Below are 20,839 nucleotides of genomic sequence, written 5' to 3'. Positions count from 1 at the left end.
ACTCCTTATCATTATCAGCATAAAACCCATCAGGTTTTACAAGTCAGCCAAAGTTGGGATACCTTGGCTGGTTCAGATTCTTCTTAGTAAAATGTCTTACTAAGAAGATACCATAGATAGATTAAATGGTGCTTTCCTGACTTTTGTTGTTTTTCAACTCATTCATCCAACGATAAACAATGGGCAAAATGAGTAAAGTCAGTAAAGTAGATGAAATAATCCCACCAATCACCACAGTTGCTAATGGACGTTGTACTTCTGCACCCGTACCAGTTGCAATTGCCATTGGAATAAAACCGAGCGAAGCGACAAAAGCAGTCATTAATACAGGACGTAATCTCAGAATTGCGCCCTGCCACGTGGCTTTATGTACATCAAACTGCTCACGGAGTTCTTTAATAAAGCTCAACATCACCAAACCATTCAACACGGCGACACCTGAAAGGGCGATAAAACCCACGGCTGCAGACATTGATAAAGGAATGTCTCGAAGCCAAAGTGCAACCAAACCACCAGACAATGCAAATGGCACACCGCTAAACACTAACAAGCTTTCTTTAAAGTTATGGAACACGGCCATCAGTAAAACAAAGATGGTAATTAAAGCGAGTGGAATCACAATCTGCATACGTGCCGCAGCAGAAGCCAAGTTCTCAAACTGCCCACCGTATTCCAACCAATATCCCGCAGGTAAAGGTTGCTGTTTAAGGCTTGCTTGTAACTCTTGAACAAATGAACCCAAATCACGCCCTTCTACATTGGCAGTCACAATGACACGACGTTTACCATTTTCACGTCCGACTTGGTTCATACCTGAAATGGTTTCCACCTTGGCAATATCTTGCAACTGAATCAAACCACCATTCGGTAGTTGGATAGGTAGTTGAGCAAGGTTTTGTGCTGTACGTTGACTATCAGGCAGACGGATTTCAAAATCAAAACGGCGGTCACCTTGTAAAATCTGACCGACATTCTGACCACCGACACTCGCTGCAACGACATCTTGAATCGATTTCACAGACAAGCCATATTGCGCTGCGAGTGCATTATTGATATCCACATTTAACACAGGTAAACCACTGGTTTGTTCAACTTTGACCGCTGTTGCACCTGAGATCTTTTGTACTTTCTGAGCGATCACTTGTGCTTGTGTATTCAGCACATCCATATCATCACCAAAAACTTTGATGCCGACATCGCTACGTACACCCGAAATCAATTCATTAAAACGAAGTTCAATTGGTTGTGAAAATTCACTATTATTTCCTGGGATGGTTTCCAGAAATGCCTGCATCCGCGTCCGTAATTCATCAATGGTTTCTTTTGGATCTTCCCATTGATCTCGTGGTTTTAACAGAATCACTGCATCGGAAATATTGGGTGGCATCACATCCGTTGCAACTTCAGCCGTACCTGTTCGAGCAAACACAGCTTTAACTTCAGAGAAATTCTTTAAGATCAGTTTTTCTGTATTTTCCTGCATTCTTAAAGATTGTTCCAAACCTGTACTTGGAGAGCGCATTTGCTGTAGGGCAAAATCTCCCTCACTCAATTGAGGTGCAAACTCACTACCAATTTGCGTGGTCAACACACCCGTTAAAACTAAAATACTCACTGCTAAAGCCACAACCACCATCTTAAATTGGTAAGCCCAATCTAGGATTTGTTGATATTTTCTTTTCAGCGCTTGCATCCAACGAGATTCTTTTTCTCTCACCTCACCTGTAATAAATAATGCGACTGCCGCAGGGACAAAAGTCACCGATAAAATCATCGCACCAAGCAATGCCATCACCACGGTCATCGCCATTGGATGGAACATTTTTGCTTCTACGCCTGTTAAAGCAAAAATCGGCAAGTACACCACCATAATAATCGCCTGCCCAAACAGGAGTGGTTTTCGTGCCTGTCTAGCTGCAAGAAAAACTTCTTTAAAACGTTCTTGTCTTGTTAATAATCGCCCTGCATGATGTTGGGCTTCTGCGAGCCGTCGAATACAGTTTTCGACAATCACTACCGCACCATCGACAATAATCCCGAAGTCTAATGCACCTAGACTCATCAAATTGGCACTAATATTTTGCTCAGCCATTCCTGTTAAGGTAAACAACATCGAAAGCGGAATGACACAGGCAGTAATTAAAGCCGCACGAAAATTACCTAAGAAAACAAAGAGAATCACGATGACGAGGATCGCACCCTCAACTAAGTTCTTTTGAACAGTTTTAATGGCTTTATTGACTAGACTGGTACGATCATAAACGGTTTCAATTTCAACCCCTTGTGGTAGAGTCGGCTGAATTTCTTGGATTTTTGCATCTACCGCTTGGGCAACGGTACGGCTATTTTCGCCCATCATCATCATGGCGATACCCAATACCGTTTCTTCGCCATTATAAGTTGCAGCGCCAGTACGTAGATCATGCCCAATCGCAACCGTTGCAATATCGGCTACACGTATGGGTAAACCATTTTTGACACTTACAGTAATATTTTGAATATCTTCAACAGTGCTCAACATGCCCGGAACACGGACAGTAAGCTGCTGACCATTTTCTTCAATAAAACCCGCACCACGGTTTTCATTATTTTCCTGTAGAGCTGTTTGAAATTCAGTCAGTGAAATTTGAAGCTGCTGCAAACGTTTTAAATCAGGAGAAACGATATAGGTTTTGTTATAGCCGCCAATACTATTGATTTCGGCTACACCTTTCACTCGCTGCAATTGTGGGCGTACAATCCAATCTTGAATTTCACGCAAATCCATTGCGGTATAAGGTGTACCATCTTCTTTTTTCGCATCAGGTTTAGCTTTAATCACCCACTGATAAATTTCGCCCAAGCCTGTAGAAACAGGTGACATGAGTGGATCAACTGCATCTGGCAATTGCCCATCGGCTTCTTGCAAGCGTTGATTAATTAACTGTCTCGCCCAGTAAATATCAGTTCCATCTTTAAAAATAATGGTGACTTGAGATAAGCCATAACGTGAAATCGAACGGGTTTGCTCTAAATTGGGAATCCCTGCCATCGCAGTTTCAATCGGATACGTAATCCGCTGTTCAACTTCTAAAGCAGTATAACCATTGGCTTGGGTATTAATTTGCACTTGGGTATTGGTGATATCGGGAACGGCATCAATCGGCAGTTTTTGATAACTCCACACCCCGACCGCAATCCATGTCATCGCAAACAGCATCACCCAAATCGCATTACGGATCGCAAATTGAATAATGCGATCAAACAAACCCTCAGGCTTTGGTAATTGAGAGGAATTAGTGTCCATGTGCAGCCTCTCCTTTTTCAAGCTCTGATTTCAGCAAGAAACTACCTTCAGCTACATAAGATTGACCTGCCGTTAAACCTTGAGTGATTTCAACCCATTGCCCATCCTGTGTACGCTGTCCAACTTGCACAGGGACTGCAACAAAATCAAAGCCTTTGTTTTGATTTGCTTTAGCAACAAAAACGTTATCTTTACCTTCAACCTGTTGAATCGCCTGTGCATTCACACGGATAGCTGACTGTTTTGAGCCTGCTTGTAACTCTACATTCACCATCAAATTTGGACGTAATTCGGCTGCATTTGACAGAACTTTAGCGCGCACTTGTAAACGCCCTGTTTGTGCATCGGCTTCAGTGGTGAGACTTTGAACTTGCGCGTTAAATTGATTACCTGTTTGCAGAGACTTGAAGCGGATTTGTTGATTTGGCTGAACATTGACGTTAGCGATTGTCGGCATAACAAACTCTAACCAAAGCTGATCAAGTTGATCTATGGTGAACAACTGATCGGCAAGCTGAACATTTTCTCCAATCACAATATCTTTGTTGCTGATCACACCATTCATTGGTGCTGTGAGGATATACCGTCCGTTAGAATTTGAACCAGCACCGAAAGCGGTTAACCGTGAGCGAGCAGCTTGTACCTGAATTTGCGCTTGACGATAGGCATTATATGCACGCTGATAATCTTGTTTTGCAGAAATGCCCTGTGACCACAAACTGCGTTCACGTTCATAATCTTGTTTCGCCAAATCCAAATTTGTTTGCGCAATTTGTAGATTGGCTTGTTGATCGACGAGATCTGGAACCAACAAATTGGCTAAAGCCTGACCTCGTTTGACTTGCTGACCCAGTTCAACAAAAACTGACTCCACACGCCCCGCAAAACTCGGCGAAACGTGTGCTTGACGATCTGTATTGACCACCAATTTGGCTGGAAATGTTTGAACTTGATTGACTTCACCTAATGCAACTTGCGCAAGTTTGACATTTTGCTGTTGCATTTGCTCATTGGTCAGGGTGAGTTTTCCCTCTTCTTCACCCTGCTCTTTTTCACCTTCATGCCCTTCTTTTTCATTTTCCTGATGAGCGTGCTCTTGCTCAGCATTCTCGGTATTTTCAGCTTTTGAACCCCATAACAAAGCACCTGCGAGAATCCCCGTGACAACAATAATGATGCTAATCCAAACCCATTGAGAACGTTTCTTTAATGTGTTGCCCATGTTTATTCTCCTAATTGGTTCGGAAATGAATTACTTTGTTGCCAAACACGTTGATTCAATTGCATCAATGCATCTTTAGCAGTGATTTGCTCGATAGGAAGACCCATACGTGCACTTTGAACTTCCACACTCAACTGCCATGCTTGTTTGAGGAGTTGCACTTTACGTAAGCGGACATCTTGTAATTGAGTAGTGGCTTGCTGCACGTCAGTCACAGCAAATTTACCGAGACGAAAACCTTCTAAGGTTTTTTGCTGAACTTGGATTGCCAAGGGCACTTGCTGATCATTTAACTGTTTAAATTGCGTTTGTAAGCCACGTATTTCTGCAAGGCGAACATCGATATCCATCTGATTTTGCTGACGGTAAAAGCGTTGCTGTTGTTGAATCAGTGTTTGTTTGGCTTCAGCGATTTGAATGCCATATTTTTGTGGATTAAAAATATTAAGAGGAATCTCAACACCTAAACGAATTTGATTTTCAGTATTTTGATCTGCTGATCGGGTCCGATTTACCCCTAAAGTCATAATGGGCTGAGGACGAGATTTTGCTCTGAGCTGCTCGATATTAGCCTGTTGACGTTGCGTTTCTAATTGCAAACTGCGTTCAAACAAATTTTCAATTTTTTGTTGATCAGTTTTCACTTGTGTTGCACGAGACCAAAGCTCATTCGCACTTGGAGCAATCACAAATTGATTGCTATCACTACCTACAAAACCTGCTAACTGCTTTTGTGCAACCTGTAATTGCAAATCTGCTTGCTGAAAAATGCGTTGATTTTCTAAATGAGCCATACGCACACGCTCAACGTCAACTTGAGCAATACTGCCAGCTTGATAACGTTTTACAGTGGCATCTAAATTTTGTTGACTCACTTGCAACTGTTCTGCGATCAATGACTTTTCCAATTGGAATAAAGCCACTTGTGACCATGCGTATTGCACAATCAAATCAAGTTCCGCATTGTAACGTTGCTGTTCAAGGTCAACTTGTGTTGAGGAAAGTTGAGCAACTTTTTGTGCTGCTCGACGCTGACCAAAAAGATCCAAAGCTTGCGAAACACCAATTGCTAACTCTTGATCTTTGTTACTTTGTAAGCCTGTTTGTTCAACAGAAATACTTGGATTCGCCCACAAAGCACTTTGTTTAAGCTGCGCACTCGCCATTTGTTGCTGTGTTTGCCAACTTGACTGATTCGTTTGATAGTTACGAATCTGTTCGAGAATTTGCTCAAAGTTAGCATTTGATTGCACTAAGCGTGCTGCGTTTTTATTTGCATTCAATGACGACTCAGCAGAAACAGCTTGACCAACAGCCATCACAGTTAAAGCTGTAGCCAATATCGACCATTTGAATGCTGACAATGAAACTTGATTTTTTAGCGCCTGAGTGCGCTGATTTAAACTTAAAGACATTTTAAGCCCCGCAAATAAATGAAGATTGCGGTGGGCTATTTTTCGGCTACCCCACCTATAGCGGGGTGTAGAGCGGCGGTGGATTTATTCCAGATAAATGCGGGGATTGATAAAAATTTGACCAATAATATTGTTGTTCTGACTGCTGAACTCGTAAAACAGGTGTATCAAGCAGTTGTTGTGCTTCAGTAACAACCACATGAAAACATGATGGTAAATGATCGTGATGATCTTGCAAGCTCAAAGGCATTGGTAAATCAGTCGTATCCTGGTTAATCGAATGAATATGCTGTTTCGTTACAACTTCAGCATTCGCAGGAAGATGATGACCAAAATGACTATCTAAGATTGACTGTTGACTAATATTTTCATGTCCACAATACGCAGCCGCCACATTCCAAAGACTTTGGAATATGAACAAACTCAGCAAGACGGAAATGAAAAGACTAGAACGGCGCAAAAGTTTCTCTTTAGACAAAAATTGCTCAAATGGACTATAGCAAGTAAGTTCGATGTAATAAAATTACATTTAGCAAGATAAAAATAGAAAACAAAGTAAATCTGACTGCTTTAAAAAATAATTTAACTCATCAATATATTTATCTTCATGAATAGGAAACTGATTATTTAAATAATCAGTTTCCTAAAAAATTATTTACATTCACAACTTAAGTGAGAATGATGATGCTGCTTTGTAGTCTTGGTTTTCATTTCTTGCTGAGACTGAATATTTTTTTCTAGAAAAATTAATCCGCCATCTGCATTTGCGAGGGTTGCAGAAAATAATAAAACCATTAAACCTAATTTTACATTTAATTGAATAGACATACTCATTACCTCATTTAAATATTTCAGATTTATTTAAGGATGTAATCCAAAATAAAATTAATTTGACTTATGCTTTCATCAACCGACCTAAGTACTCATTAAAAGGTCTAAAAAACATAAGGATATCTTTGTTACTAAAACCAACTGAACAATGAAGGAAGCACACCATGTAAACGTAGCTCTTCAAAAAGCTGAACTAAAGCTGCAACCCAGATAAACCAAACCACTTGCCCCAAAAAAATACGGAAATGTTTTGGAGATACTTGATAAAAATCAGGCTCTTTAAAGTTTTTGAAGCTTGGTAAAAAGCGAGGGGTTGTGCTTATATAATCTGAATATCTTGTTCCATATTTTTTACTCAAGAACACTTCTTCTTGACGCATAACATAATGGTAATAACCAAGAAAATAGATCGTAAATAAGATTGGGAAGACAAACGTCTCTGTCAGAAACATGATGCCAACGCCGCCTAAATAACTAAATAGATATAGTGGATTTCTACAAAGAGAATATGGACCTTCGGTCACTAATTTTGCATTCTTAAATCCTGAAATATAAAGACTGCACCATATTCTCCCCATCACACCAATGCCTACAAATAGCCATCCGAAGAACCATAAAATATGTTCTATAAATGAAGACTGGAAATGCCATTCACTAGAACTCAATGCAAGAATAATCGCCAATGTAAATCCAATAACTCTTGAACTCACAGTCCGAACACGTGGGGAAAATAAAATATTCATTTTATAAACCTCAATGACTGCAAATCATTAAAGATGAAATAGGAACTTCATTAAAATGATATTTTTGCTGATGAGGAATGGAGGATGAATACTGGAACAAATTGGATTCATGAATGAAGGAAACGTTCCGTAAAGATTTACAAAATCTTGATAAAACTGTAGATAGCATCGTCTTATCAGCATAAGGATGTGGACGTTTCAGTGAGTAATCTACAGAGAAGATCGTTGTACTGTATTTACAAGTATAATTAAGCATAGAATAACCCTTTGAAATAGATATATTTCTAGTGGGTTATTTTTTGGCTACCCCACTAATAGCGGGGTTGATTCAGGTGGTGGATTAAATTCAGATAAATAAGGGGATTGGTAGAAATTTGCCCAATAATACTTTTGTTTTAATTCATGTGCTCTGAAAATTGGCTCATTTAGTTGTTGTTCTGAAGCTAAAACGACTACATTCGTACAGGTTGGCAGATGATCATGATGATCGGTGACATTAATAGATTTCGATGTATCTGAAACCTTTAAAACAACCTCAGCATCACTGCTATTTTTGGTTGAGCTTTCAGAAAAATGATGACCAAAATGCGAATCTGAGATAATTTGTTCAGTTGGATTTTCGTGCGTGCAATAAGCTGCAGCCACATTCCAAATGCTTTGGAATATGAACAAACTCAATAAGACTGTCATAAATACAGCAGAACGTCGCACGTTTGATCAACTGTTCAAAATTTATTGAAGCATAGCAACGAAAGCTTATGTAATAAAATTACATTATTAAGTGAGATTGTTTTAATTACGTAACCAATCTTATAAATCCATTTTTTGTCCTTCAAATGATAATCTAAGCAATAAAAAAACCAGCCCGAAAGCTGGTTTCTTTTAGTTTACGGGCAATTAACCTGTAATCTTCTTATATTTGGTGCGTTTCTGGGCCGCATCTTCACCTAAACGTGACTGACGGTATGCTTCATATTCCGCATAGTTACCTTCGTAGAACTCAGGCTGTTCATTTTCAAACGACAAGATATGCGTAGCGATACGGTCTAAGAACCAACGGTCATGCGATACAACCATTACCGTACCAGGGAATACAAGAATTGCATCCTCAAGCGCACGTAAAGTTTCAATATCCAAATCGTTTGATGGCTCATCCAGTAAGATGACGTTTGCACCTAACTGTAAGATTTTCGCAAGTTGTAAACGGTTACGTTCACCACCTGACAATTCACCAACACGTTTTTGCTGATCTTGACCTTTAAAGTTAAAGCGACCGATATAAGCACGTGATGCAATTTCATAATCGCCGATTCTTAAGATATCTAAACCACCAGAAACTTCTTCCCAAACGGTTTTATTGTTATCCAAAGTATCACGAATCTGACCAACATAAGCCACTTTAACCGATTCGCCTAAAGTCACAGTACCTGTATCTGGTTGCTGTTCGCCTGTCATCATACGGAATAACGTGGTTTTACCCGCACCGTTTGGACCTACGATACCGACAATCGCTGTAGGCGGTACAGTAAAGGTTAAGTCTTTATAAAGTACACGACCATCAAATGATTTACTGATGCCTTCAACTTCTACAACCTTATTACCTAGACGCGGACCAGGTGGAATGTAGATTTCAGAGGTTTCATTACGTTGTTGGAACTCACGCGAGTTAAGTTCTTCAAAACGCTCCATACGCGCTTTGTTTTTCTTTTGCTGACCTTTGGCATTTGAACGAACCCATTCCAGTTCTTTTTTCAATGCTTTAGCAAAAGATTCTTCTTGCTTGTTTTCTTGCTCTAAACGCGCATTCTTTTGTTCTAACCAAGAAGAATAGTTACCCTGATAAGGAATACCCATGCCACGGTCAAGTTCAAGAATCCATTCAGCCACGTTATCCAAGAAATAACGGTCATGCGTAATTGCAACAATGGTACCTGGGAAATCTTTCAAGAAGCGCTCTAACCAAGATACAGATTCTGCATCCAAATGGTTCGTCGGTTCGTCAAGAAGCAACATATCTGGCTTAGAAAGCAATAAACGACATAAGGCAACACGACGACGCTCACCACCAGATAGCAATGATACATCTGCATCCCAAGCCGGTAGATTTAATGCACCTGCTGCTTGTTCCATTTGGTTATTAAGGTTGTGTGCATCCCAAGCATGGATGATTGATTCTAATTTTTCTTGCTCTTTTGCAAGTGCATCAAAATCTGCATCTTCCGCTGCATATTCAGCAAAAACTTCATCTAAACGAGCAAGCGCATCAAGCGGCTCACGTAGACCATCTTCAACGTTACCACGAACGTCTTTGCTTGGATCTAATGGCGGTTCTTGTTCTAAGTAGCCGATTTTGATTCCTGGTTGTGCACGCGCTTCACCTGAGAAATCTTTATCTACGCCAGCCATAATACGGAGTAAGGTAGATTTACCAGCACCGTTCAAACCAAGCACACCAATTTTTGCACCTGGGAAAAATGATAAAGAGATGTCTTTTAAGATTTCGCGCTTCGGCGGAACCATTTTAGACACTCGATTCATCGTATAAATATATTGGGCCACGCAGGACTCCTCAATTGAAAAACCAATAAATCGCAAAAAGCGAAAAATAATCGCACGTATTATACGCTGAAAACCCGATTAACATGAAGTTAAGATCATATTTGTTTAGCTTAATCAAAGGATTTTCTTTTTCAATGGTTTAGCGTATGCAGAAAAATTCCATAACAAAAAATAGAAACAATTCCGCTTTTTCTGTATATGAATAAAAACGCAATAAATCGCATAAATTATGCACCATTATGGATAACTTTTAAGCTACACTCGACTACGATTTAACTCACGTAGATGATGTAAACATGACCTATAAAGATGAAACTTTAGCTATTCATGCGGGATATTCACCAGAAGCCACCACCAAAGCAGTGGCTGTACCTATTTATCAAACCACGTCTTATGCCTTTGATAATACGCAACATGGCGCAGATTTGTTTGATCTCAAAGTTCAGGGGAATATTTATACACGTATCATGAATCCAACCACAGCAGTGCTCGAACAACGCATAGCAGCACTTGAAGGTGGTATTGGTGGATTGGCTTTAGCATCAGGGATGGCAGCGATCACCTACTCGATTCAAACCATTGCCGAGGCAGGCGATAATATTGCTTCTGTTTCAACTTTATATGGGGGCACCTATAATTTATTTGCCCACACACTGCCGAAACAAGGCATCGAAGTTCGTTTTTTTGATTATCAAAATCCAGAAGCACTACGCTCAATTATCGATGACAAAACCAAATTGGTTTTTGTCGAGTCGATCGGCAACCCTCTAGGCAATATTATCGACTTAGAAGCGATCTCAAAAATTGCACATGAATATGGTGTACCTGTGATTGTCGATAATACCGTGGCAACCCCTGCATTGCTTAAACCATTTGAATTTGGTGCAGATATTGTCATTCACTCCCTCACTAAATACATCGGCGGACATGGCAATAGTATTGGCGGTATTATCGTCGATAGTGGCAAGTTTCCTTGGGGTAAATATCCAGAACGTTTTAAAGCATTAAATACACCAGATCCGAGCTATCACGGCGTAAATTATGTTGAGGTTCTTGGTGAAGCGGCATATATCGCTCGTGCTCGTGTGGTGCCATTACGTAATACTGGCGCGGCGATTAGTCCTCTGAGCGTGTTCCTCATTTTACAAGGTTTGGAAACTTTAAATCTGCGAATGGAACGTCATACTGAAAATGCCATCAAAATTGCAGAATACTTAAAGCAACATCCAAAAGTAAAATGGGTGAATTATGCAGGACTCAAAGATCATCCACAGCATGATTTAGCTCAAAAATATGTGAAAGGTAAACCTTCTGCAATCCTCTCCTTTGGCGTTCAAGATGGAATCGAAGGGGGAACACGCTTTATTGATGCATTACAACTGTTTACTCGCTTGGTGAACATTGGCGATGCGAAAAGCTTAGCTTGTCATCCTGCAACAACAACGCATCGTCAACTTAATGCCGAAGAGCTAAAATCAGCAGGTGTAAGCGAAGACCTAGTCCGCTTGTCTATTGGGATTGAGCATATTGACGACTTAATTGCTGACCTTGGGCAAGCCCTCGCTCAAGTTTAAATTCAATAAAATCAGAAAGCCTCTCATGTAGAGGCTTTTTTTTATTCAAAAAGATATAAATATTATTGCATTTTCAACTATTACAATATCTTATTTTAGAGTATTTGCTCTAAAAATATTATTATATTTCAAATATTTACACTAGACAAACAAAAAAAATCGGTTAATATTAGTACAAAATAAAGTGCAGTGTTTAAGCGGAATAAGAAGGCATTGCAAACAACAGCTTGATTAATGTAGGTAACTTACATGAACGCAAAACTCAAAAAACTTTTTCAACAAAAAGTCGACGGGAAAACTATCATTGTCACTGGTGCTTCAAGTGGTATTGGTTTAACGGTTTCAAAATACCTTGCTCAAGCAGGTGCACATGTCTTATTACTCGCTCGTACTAAAGAGAAGTTAGATGAGGTTAAAGCTGAGATTGAAGCTGAGGGTGGAAAAGCAACAGTATTTCCATGTGATCTCAATGATATGGAATCGATTGATGCAGTTTCGAAAGAAATTTTAGCTGCTGTTGATCATATTGATATTCTTGTGAACAATGCTGGACGTTCAATTCGTCGTGCCGTACATGAGTCAGTTGATCGTTTCCATGACTTTGAACGTACTATGCAACTCAATTATTTTGGTGCTGTTCGTTTAGTCTTGAATATTTTACCGCACATGATGCAACGTAAAGATGGTCAAATCATTAACATCAGTTCGATTGGCGTACTTGCAAATGCAACACGTTTTTCAGCTTATGTTGCATCTAAAGCTGCACTAGATGCATTTAGTCGTTGTTTATCTGCTGAGGTTCACTCACATAAAATTGCGATCACTTCGATTTATATGCCTTTGGTCCGCACGCCTATGATTGCGCCAACCAAGATTTATAAATACGTTCCAACGCTTTCACCTGAACAAGCCGCAGATTTGATTGCATATGCGATTGTGAAACGTCCGAAAAAAATCGCTACTAATTTAGGTCGCCTTGCATCGATCACTTATGCAATTGCACCAGATGTAAATAACATTTTGATGTCAATTGGCTTCAACTTATTCCCAAGCTCAACAGCTTCAGTTGGTGAACAAGAGAAGTTAAACATCATGCAACGCGCTTATGCACGTTTATTCCCAGGTGAACACTGGTAATCAACTCAAGTTAATAAAAAAAACCTCTCGCCATGAGAGGTTTTTTTATGAAACAAATTCTCTTTAAAAGTACACAAACTAATCAAAAAATGAATGTGAATAAGTTTAGAGTTATCCACAGCCTGCTGATTTAAACCACAATTATGTGTGTTGGAATATCCACAGACTGGTTTTTTCTAAGGATTTCTTCAAATCTGATTCTTGGATATGCCAGTGCTGGGTGAACTGTTTTAACTGAGAAATATTTAATGGTTCTGTTCGAATAAAATCCAGCATTTCTACAGACATTTCTAATTTCTGCGCCAGCCATTTCCATTTCAAAATCATTCTTAATAAATCTAACGAAACATATCGAGTAGGAGCTTTTTGCCCCACTTGCGTAGCCATAATATTAAACATGTCTGCAAGCATTAAACGCTGTTCATGAGCAACCAATAATTCAGATTGAGCTAAACCAGTTTCAGTCGCTGCATAACCTATTACTTTCACTAAATAATCAATACTAACCAAAGGCAAATAATGTTGTGCTGTTGCCGGTATTGCACCCATTTTCTTTCGCTTTAATAGACTAATCATGTGTGCAATCGGTTGATTAACAGGTATTTCCCCAGTGACTTCATCACTAATCACCGTTGCAGGATGAATAACGGTCCAGTCTATATCCAAGCTTTGTGCTTGTTTAATCCATGCATAATGCGACTCGATTTTAGATGCTTCATACGCACCTAATTGCTGATAAACCCTTTGCCAATTGGTTTGTTCAGGTTGATCAATACATACGCCAGCTTGGCGTAAATGATCTTGTAATGTCAGCATATAACCTGAAACATGAACTGCACGATCTAGACGACAATGCTCACTGATACATTTTAAAAGATTTAGTGCACCCTCAACATTAACCTGTTGCGCTTGTTGCATTGTCAGATTCCATGCAAAAAGTGCACTGCTGTTGTATAAAATATTCACTTTAGCAAGTTCAATCCAATTTTTTTGGCTAATCGCAAGATTTGGCTGAGTAATATCCCCTTGAATAAACGTTAATTCAGTTACTGAAACTTGTTTATCTTTCAACCAATTTTCCAACTGATGTTGTTGCGCTTGTTTATCACGTACTAAGGCATAAACCTGATGTCCTTGCGTGAGCAACTCAGCAATCAAAAAGCGTCCAATAAAACCTGTTGCGCCTGCAACAAATGCGATCTGTGGTGAATAATTTAAAGCAATCTCTTTATTGTCCATTATTAAGCACTCTTTATTCGCAAGATAGGCATAGGCTAAAGGATGGAGTACACTCAATGGTCAAGCATTATTTTAAAATAATAAAAGGTCAGCTATGTTAATTGGAACACTCGCAAAACAAGCAGATATCAGTCGCGATACCATTCGTTTTTACGAAAAAATCAATCTTATTCAATCAAATACACGCACTAATGGCTATAAAGATTATCCTGAACAAACACTACAACAACTACAACTCATCCGTACCGCTAAAAATCTAGGTTTCTCTTTAAGTGAAATTAAACAAATTTTAGATATGACCGCACAGGATGAAATTCCTGCGTCACAAGTACAAAATATCTTCTTTGAAAAGCTCGCAATGATTGATGAAAAAATTAATCAATTAAATCAAATCAGAAGCATGTTAAGTCGGTTTACCCAAGGTGAGGCATGTCCATTAAGAAAGGATTGTCCTATTCCACAATTAAATTAATTGATTTTCATAAAATTAACTTTTCTCAATTGACTATATTGCCCACAACATTGTTTTTTAAACCGTTCTTAACAAATACATCCTATTCTCGCCATCTAAAAATACAGTCATAAAAAGCATACAAAATAGTGTCATTTTCATGCTTTTTTAGCGGTATATAACATTCTGTAAAGATTCACACACAGAATCTTGCTTGGTTGAGAAAGGAACATATATGAGTCAGACATATAGCAGGGAAGAAAAAAAGAGCCGTATCAAAGGTATTGTTGGTGCGGCATCAGGGAATTTAGTTGAATGGTTCGATTTTTATATTTATGCCGTTTTTGCTGCTTATTTTACTCATGCATTGACCGCTCCAGATATGGATTCAACCACCAAAGCCATTTATGTATGGGGAGTGTTTGGCGCGAGCTTCTTCATGCGACCTATTGGTAGTTGGTTATTCGGACGCATTGCCGACCGCCAAGGTCGTAAACAATCCATGGTTATTTCGATTTGCTTAATGGCACTCAGCTCATTCCTATTTGCAGCATTGCCGACCTATGATCAAGTTGGAATGTGGGCGCCATTTTTACTGTTAATGGTTCGTTTACTGCAAGGTCTATCTGTTGGTGGTGAATATGGCGCTGTTGCCACCTATATGAGCGAACTTGGATTAAAAGGGCAACGGGGTTTCTTCGCATCATTCCAATATGTAACCTTGTCAGGTGGACAACTTCTAGCCAGTTTACTTGGGGTGATTTTGCTTGGTTTCATGACGGAGCAACAATTAAATGATGGCGGTTGGCGTATTCCATTTGTGATCGGTGGTGTCGCTGCTTTGCTTTCTCTTGCTGCGCGAAGTCGCTTAGAGGAAACTCTTTCTCATGAAGATGCGGAACGTGAAGAGTCAGGTAGTTTAATTGCATTATTGAAGCAACATTGGAAAACCTTTCTATTGGTGGTGGGATACACCTCAGCAGGTTCACTCACCTTTTACGTGGTAACAGTTTATTCAAAGACCTATCTCACCAATATCGGCATGGATGGTAAAACTGTAGGCTTTATCATGACCACTGCGTTATTTGTGTTTATGATCGCGCAACCTTTGTTTGGGATGTTATCGGATCGAATCGGTCGTCGTGCTTCAATGTTAGCGTTCAGCTTACTCAGCGCAATCTTTATTTATCCCGTGATGGTGACAGGAATGCGGAGTTTTGCCGATTCACCCGTCATCATCACCTTATTACTCATTTTCTTGATGATGTTGCTGAGTTTCTACACCTCAATCAGTGGTTTGGTTAAAGCAGAAATGTTCCCTCCTCATGTCCGCGCCTTAGGTGTCGGTTTCTCCTATGCGGTGGGTAATGCCCTATTTGGCGGTTCAGCGCCATCAGTTGCCCTGATATTTAAAGATGCAGGCATTGAAAATATCTTCTTTATCTATGTCATTTTCATGCTAATGATCTGTTTCTTGTGTAGCTTGGCGTTACCGAAAAAACCTGAATATTTGGAGCATGATCACTGATAAAGTGAATGATTCATTTAAACCACTTTTGTTCTCGCAAAAGTGGTTTTTTTATTTCTGACCGTTTAATCAAGATAAGGATTCAAACGAACCAATTGCTTAAACCCACTCTTTACCACCATTGCTGTTCGAGATTTTGAGCGAATACGTGCCTCTTCTTGAGTAAATTCAATCATGTGCTGATTAAAGTCTAAACGAGGATATTGCTCAAATAATTGTTGTCTAAATAATGTAGAAAATTCAAAACCACGGCTGCCAATGACATCACAACTGGCTGCTTGCTGTAGCAAATGTGCCTCAACACCCTCATCAACCGCAACATAAGGATTCATGTGCATACTGATCACATCAAACAATTGATCTGCCCGTGGTAGTTGCCATCCTTGCGCTAAAGACCAGTCTTGAGCAGCATAAGCCCCCTGTCCTGCAAAGCAACGACAATTTTCGTGATGCTGATAATGTTGCTCAGTCATGCCTAAATCATGGAGTAAACAGGATACCGCCAATAATTCAGCATCAGGTTTTAGATTCTGCATTGTGGAAAATGCAACGGCATAATGCCAAGTCCTTAAACAATGATTCTGTAAACTCACTGAACTACAAGATTGCATCTTTTCAATTGCCTGTTTGACATCATTACTATCAGGCAAATGTAAATCATCCACACTCAAAAACTGAAGATTCTGCTTAGAGCGACCTGCTAAAGCATACATTTTTATACTTTGTTTGAGCACAGGGAATAGGCTATGACTCAATAAGGTCATACGATCTTTTAAAGACAAATCACCTGAAGTTTGGGCCATCCATGCTTGTCGACCAATCTGCATTTTTATCCACCTATAGAAATTAGAGTAATTACTCTAATTTCTAGTTTTACTGTAAATTTATGCTGATGTCAAAGTGAGCTAAGATATTGTTCTGATAGAAGCTAAAGTAGTTTTTTTAAATGTTGCTCTAACCAGTCAATAAAGTCTTGAAAATACTTTGGGCGATATTGTCGATCCGTCAGCAAAATATTTACAGGTAATTCCAAGCTTGGAATATCTGAGAATAATCGCTGGAGCTGCCCTTGCTCTACATAAGTTTTCGCATCGAATTCAGGGATCTGAATCAAACCGATGCCTGCCAAACCTGCTTGGATATAGGCTTCTGTATTTTCAACCAGTAAACGATAAGGCATCTTGACACGATGATTTTGAAAGCTTAATTCACTTAGTTCTCGATAATGCTTTGCCACATGATAATCCACAGCAAAATGCCGTTCTAACTCATCAAAATGCTTTGGTTCACCATATTCCGCCAAATATTCAGGCGAAGCTAATGTCCAAATTTGAGTGGTTTTAATGGGTCGAATCAGTAAGTATTCATCCTGAACCTGCCCAACCCGCACCACACAGTCCAGTTGTTGTTCAATCAAATTTGAAAAATCATCACTGCCATTAATCAACACTTTGACTTTAGGATAGCGTTGATAAAATGCAGATAGATGAGGGATCAACACTTGTGTTGCCAAACGTTTCGGCATACCGATACTGATCTTGCCCTCTTGGCTACGTACCTGCGTTTTAAAACGATTTAACTCTTTCAGTTGGGCAACCAGACGTATTGCCTCCTCATAAAACAAACTGCCTTCATGCGTTAACGCAACTTTACGCGTAGTGCGATAAAACAGTAAAACTTCATATTCTTTTTCCAAAGCCTGAATCGCATAAGTCACATTTGAACGAGGCAAACCCAGTTGCAGTGCGGCTTGGGCAAAAGACTGTTTTTCAGCGACCAGACAAAAAATCTTTAACCGCTCAATTTTATCCATTTTATTATTCAACTTTTTTGCACAATCAATTCAATACTAACAACTATTTCAAACAAATAAATTCAATTAGGATGTTTTCAATGCAAAAACAACATGAGGAATAAAGCAATGTCACAACATAATCTAAAAGGAAAAACGGTACTGATTACCGGCGGTGCAAAAAACTTAGGTGGATTAATTTCACGTAAATTTGCTGAACAAGGGGCAAATTTATTGATTCATTACAACAGTGCCGCAACACAATCAGATGCTGAAGAAACTTTACAAGCGGTACAAGCACTGGGGATTAAAGCAATTTTGGTACAAGCAGATTTAGCCAATATCCAGAACATTGAAGACTTATTTATTCAAGCCAAAACAGAATTTGGCGGTGTGGATATCGCAATTAATACCGTCGGGCGCGTGCTCAAAAAACCGTATTTAGATACCACCGAACAAGAGTTTGATGACATGAATGACATCAACAACAAAATTGCCTATTTCTTTATTCAATCGGCAGGTCGTCATCTTAATCCAAATGGAAAAATCTGTACCATTGTTACTAGTTTACTTGCTGCATATACAGGGCTTTATTCAACTTATGAGGGCTTAAAAGCCCCTGTAGAACACTACACGCGTGCTGCATCGAAAGAATTTGGTGAGCGTGGTATTTCTGTCACTGCTGTGGCACCTGGTCCAATGGATACGCCTTTTTTCTACGGTCAGGAAGCACCAGAAGCTGTGGCTTATCATAAATCAGCATCAGCGTTGGGCGGCTTAACCAAGATCGAAGATATTGAACCCTTAGTACGTTTCTTAGTGACTGATGGCTGGTGGATTACAGGACAAACCATTTTCGCCAATGGTGGATACACCACGCGCTAAGGTATTCATAATCAAGATTGGGTGCATGATCTGTACACCCAATCTTTTAATTCAACCAAAACACCAATCCATAAAAACATGCCAAACTCAAAATAATCGTCAACAAGGTATGACGGACTTTATACGCAATCAAAATCGTTAAAATCGTGGCAAGAAAATAAGGATTAAGTAATGTTTCACGAAATACACCATGTTCATCCATAAAAACAATCGGTGTTGCAATAGCCGTCAATAAACACGGTGCAGAATATTGCAAAGACTGTTGAAACCATTTGGGTAAACGCAAAGGCAGATTCGGTTCAAGTAGAATATAGCGATTCATAAACACTACAATTGCGAGAATAATCAGGAGAAACCAAGTCATGCTGTGCGCTCCCTAAAATTCTGCGTGTAAGTTGCCGCAAACATTCCAATCACACCTGCCATGATCGCAGCACTTTTAAAACCTAAGCTTAGAAAAACAACAGTGAGGATCACTGAAACCAATACCCCAACCAAAGTATTTAAGTTTTTAATAAATGGAATCACGATTGCGATAAATGTCGCAACAATGGAAAAATCGAGATGATATTGATCTAAATTAGGAACGGCTGAGGCAAGGAAAACACCACAAGCACTAAACAGAACCCAACATAAATAAAAGCAAAGTCCAGCGCCTAACAGATAGTGAATATAATGCTGTTGCTTTTTAATACTCACTGCAAACAATTCATCAGTTAGTAAAAAGCCCAACATCAACCGATCTTTTAAAGGCTGTTTAGAAATATCTTCACGTAAATACAGTGCATATAAATAATGCTGCGTGGTAATCAAAAAAACGGAAATGATAATTGTGATTGCAGGCGTTCCTGCCATGACTAAACCTAAGGTCATTAATTGTGCTGCACCAGCAAAGACCAGTGCTGACATTCCAATCGCTTGTAAAGTCGTTAGCCCTGCTTGAATTGCCATAGAGCCTGCGAGTAAACCCCACGGCAACACCGCAAAACATAATGGCAGTATTTTGATCACCCCGTTCAAAAATGCCTGTGATTCGGTCATCGGAGTGTCGTCTATGCTTTCACCTAACATTAGCATCACAATTATTTATTAACGAGAATAGACTATGCCAAAAATGCTTCCATGAAGCTTGTATAAAATTGCTGTTTTATTTGAGAGAGGCAGTGTAACCACCCGGTGTAATTCCAAAAGTTTGGCGAAAATGTCGATTAAAATGACTTTGATCCGAGAAACCACATTGCTGTGAAACCTCGGATAAATTCAGACCTTGTCTTAATAGTTTTTGTGCCTTCTGTAGACGTGATTGAATGAGCCATGCATGCGGTGAGAGCCCGACATGCTTTTTAAATTGGCGTAAAAAATGCCACTGACTGAGATTTGCCATTCCCGCCAGTTCGATGAGTGAAAACTCTTGCTCAGGCATACTCGCCATTAATTCTTTAATATTTAAAATGCGTTGTTTGGCATTGCTCTGATCATTGGCTTGAGGCTTGGTTTGACTATATTTTGAGATTAGCCAAGCAATTGTCGATAAAAATAATGTTTGTTTAAGTAGCTTATTATTTGGTTGCTCAAGTAAATCAAAAAGTAACCGTAATTGCTGTGCCAAACCTTCATCATGCAACACCGCTTCTCTAAACCACGGTGCTGTGCCGTGTACAGTGGTGAGATCACGGGTTAATTCATGGAAAATTTCGGGAGTCGGATAAATCGCGCGGTAACGCCAACCTGTTTCCACCGCTGATGAGCCTGTATGCACTTCATCGGCATTCACTAAAATAATATCGCCTTGTGGCGCAACATGATTCCCACCTGTGCGATAGAATCGCTGTGCTCCTTCTTCGATGACACCGATACAAAATCCTTCATGGACATGTCGTGAAAACTCCTGTTGAAAGTAACTGGCTTTCAACATTTCTAAACCACCCAATTCTTCAAGGTGTAAGTAATCGACTTGTTCTCGAGGTCTGCGCGACATCACGACCTCCTAAGGCATGTATGCATCATTTCAGGTTAACGCGATTTAGATAGATTTATAGAACAAAATTGCTGTTCATAGCTTAAGCTATATAAAACAACTTACTATAAATTTATGTTCAAAAAAGTTAACTCATTCGAGGTAAAAATTATTTTTCAGCTTTTTTTCTTATTAGATTACTAGGTACAATAAGAATAAT

At 39.4% G+C, this 20,839-nt stretch carries 19 protein-coding genes; 5 read left to right on the top strand and 14 right to left on the bottom strand.

The genetic code is table 11. The features are described 5' to 3' along the window. Positions 1-121: 121 nt before the first annotated feature. The 8 genes from NGC85_RS01480 to ettA all read right to left on the bottom strand — a co-directional run bounded on the left by NGC85_RS01480 (position 122) and on the right by ettA (position 10,056). Positions 122-3,286, bottom strand: a complete 3,165-nt coding sequence (locus NGC85_RS01480) for an efflux RND transporter permease subunit (RefSeq protein WP_254804625.1) — start codon at positions 3,284-3,286, stop codon at positions 122-124. Then, positions 3,276-4,508 (bottom strand): efflux RND transporter periplasmic adaptor subunit, encoded by a 1,233-nt coding sequence (locus tag NGC85_RS01475; protein WP_254804624.1) that lies wholly within the window; start codon positions 4,506-4,508, stop codon positions 3,276-3,278. The genes NGC85_RS01480 and NGC85_RS01475 overlap by 11 nt, the downstream gene beginning before the upstream one ends. A 2-nt stretch (positions 4,509-4,510) precedes the next feature. Beyond that, positions 4,511-5,923: a TolC family protein gene (locus NGC85_RS01470; protein ID WP_254804623.1), complete on the bottom strand. Its 1,413-nt coding sequence runs from the start codon at positions 5,921-5,923 to the stop codon at positions 4,511-4,513. A 55-nt stretch (positions 5,924-5,978) separates the two neighbouring features. Next, on the bottom strand, positions 5,979-6,401 hold the full coding sequence (locus NGC85_RS01465) for a cation efflux protein, CzcI-like (RefSeq protein ID WP_254804622.1): 423 nt from the start codon (positions 6,399-6,401) through the stop codon (positions 5,979-5,981). 173 nt (positions 6,402-6,574) lie between these two features. Further along, positions 6,575-6,751: a hypothetical protein gene (locus tag NGC85_RS01460; RefSeq protein ID WP_254804621.1), complete on the bottom strand. Its 177-nt coding sequence runs from the start codon at positions 6,749-6,751 to the stop codon at positions 6,575-6,577. Between the two features lie 134 nt (positions 6,752-6,885). Next, on the bottom strand, positions 6,886-7,497 hold the full coding sequence (locus tag NGC85_RS01455; protein ID WP_254804620.1) for an isoprenylcysteine carboxylmethyltransferase family protein: 612 nt from the start codon (positions 7,495-7,497) through the stop codon (positions 6,886-6,888). 303 nt (positions 7,498-7,800) lie between these two features. After that, complete coding sequence (locus NGC85_RS01450) at positions 7,801-8,208, bottom strand: cation efflux protein, CzcI-like (RefSeq protein WP_005403343.1); 408 nt, start codon at positions 8,206-8,208, stop codon at positions 7,801-7,803. Between the two features lie 186 nt (positions 8,209-8,394). Beyond that, complete coding sequence (ettA, locus tag NGC85_RS01445; protein ID WP_254804619.1) at positions 8,395-10,056, bottom strand: energy-dependent translational throttle protein EttA; 1,662 nt, start codon at positions 10,054-10,056, stop codon at positions 8,395-8,397. Between the two features lie 296 nt (positions 10,057-10,352). Here ettA and NGC85_RS01440 point away from each other — a divergent pair, with 296 nt between their 5' ends. Then, positions 10,353-11,630: an O-acetylhomoserine aminocarboxypropyltransferase/cysteine synthase family protein gene (locus NGC85_RS01440; protein ID WP_254804618.1), complete on the top strand. Its 1,278-nt coding sequence runs from the start codon at positions 10,353-10,355 to the stop codon at positions 11,628-11,630. A 249-nt stretch (positions 11,631-11,879) separates the two neighbouring features. Then, entirely contained in the window at positions 11,880-12,767 is an 888-nt protein-coding gene (locus NGC85_RS01435; RefSeq protein WP_005052271.1) for an SDR family NAD(P)-dependent oxidoreductase, read from the top strand. A gap of 141 nt (positions 12,768-12,908) precedes the next feature. Here the strand turns inward: NGC85_RS01435 and NGC85_RS01430 are convergent, their stop codons facing one another. Then, entirely contained in the window at positions 12,909-14,006 is a 1,098-nt protein-coding gene (locus NGC85_RS01430) for an SDR family oxidoreductase (protein WP_254804617.1), read from the bottom strand. A 94-nt stretch (positions 14,007-14,100) separates the two neighbouring features. Between NGC85_RS01430 and NGC85_RS01425 the strand changes: the two genes are divergently transcribed. Beyond that, positions 14,101-14,478, top strand: coding sequence for a MerR family DNA-binding protein (locus NGC85_RS01425; RefSeq protein WP_254804616.1), 378 nt, complete (start codon positions 14,101-14,103; stop codon positions 14,476-14,478). 214 nt (positions 14,479-14,692) lie between these two features. After that, entirely contained in the window at positions 14,693-15,985 is a 1,293-nt protein-coding gene (locus tag NGC85_RS01420) for an MFS transporter (RefSeq protein WP_005059993.1), read from the top strand. A gap of 65 nt (positions 15,986-16,050) precedes the next feature. On the opposite strand, the gene NGC85_RS01415 is transcribed toward NGC85_RS01420, so the two are convergent. Further along, complete coding sequence (locus tag NGC85_RS01415) at positions 16,051-16,812, bottom strand: HD domain-containing protein (protein ID WP_254804615.1); 762 nt, start codon at positions 16,810-16,812, stop codon at positions 16,051-16,053. Between the two features lie 101 nt (positions 16,813-16,913). Next, a complete protein-coding gene (locus NGC85_RS01410) occupies positions 16,914-17,798 on the bottom strand; it encodes a LysR family transcriptional regulator (protein ID WP_254804614.1) in 885 nt (294 codons plus the stop codon). A 108-nt stretch (positions 17,799-17,906) separates the two neighbouring features. On the opposite strand from NGC85_RS01410, the gene NGC85_RS01405 reads away from it, so the two are divergent. Then, positions 17,907-18,662 (top strand): SDR family oxidoreductase, encoded by a 756-nt coding sequence (locus NGC85_RS01405; protein ID WP_254804613.1) that lies wholly within the window; start codon positions 17,907-17,909, stop codon positions 18,660-18,662. A 46-nt stretch (positions 18,663-18,708) separates the two neighbouring features. Here the strand turns inward: NGC85_RS01405 and NGC85_RS01400 are convergent, their stop codons facing one another. From NGC85_RS01400 to NGC85_RS01390, 3 genes are all read right to left on the bottom strand, one after another. Beyond that, entirely contained in the window at positions 18,709-19,026 is a 318-nt protein-coding gene (locus tag NGC85_RS01400) for an AzlD domain-containing protein (protein WP_005052287.1), read from the bottom strand. Further along, positions 19,023-19,733, bottom strand: coding sequence for an AzlC family ABC transporter permease (locus NGC85_RS01395; protein WP_254804612.1), 711 nt, complete (start codon positions 19,731-19,733; stop codon positions 19,023-19,025). The genes NGC85_RS01400 and NGC85_RS01395 overlap by 4 nt, the downstream gene beginning before the upstream one ends. A gap of 76 nt (positions 19,734-19,809) precedes the next feature. Next, positions 19,810-20,640, bottom strand: a complete 831-nt coding sequence (locus tag NGC85_RS01390) for an AraC family transcriptional regulator (RefSeq protein ID WP_254804611.1) — start codon at positions 20,638-20,640, stop codon at positions 19,810-19,812. Positions 20,641-20,839: the final 199 nt, after the last annotated feature.

Origin of the sequence: Acinetobacter sp. Z1 (genome assembly GCF_024296945.1) — a bacterium.
In the GTDB taxonomy this organism is placed as follows: domain Bacteria; phylum Pseudomonadota; class Gammaproteobacteria; order Pseudomonadales; family Moraxellaceae; genus Acinetobacter; species Acinetobacter beijerinckii.
The sequence above is the reverse complement of the archived record's forward strand: the minus strand, read 5'-3'. Positions and strand labels throughout refer to the sequence as shown.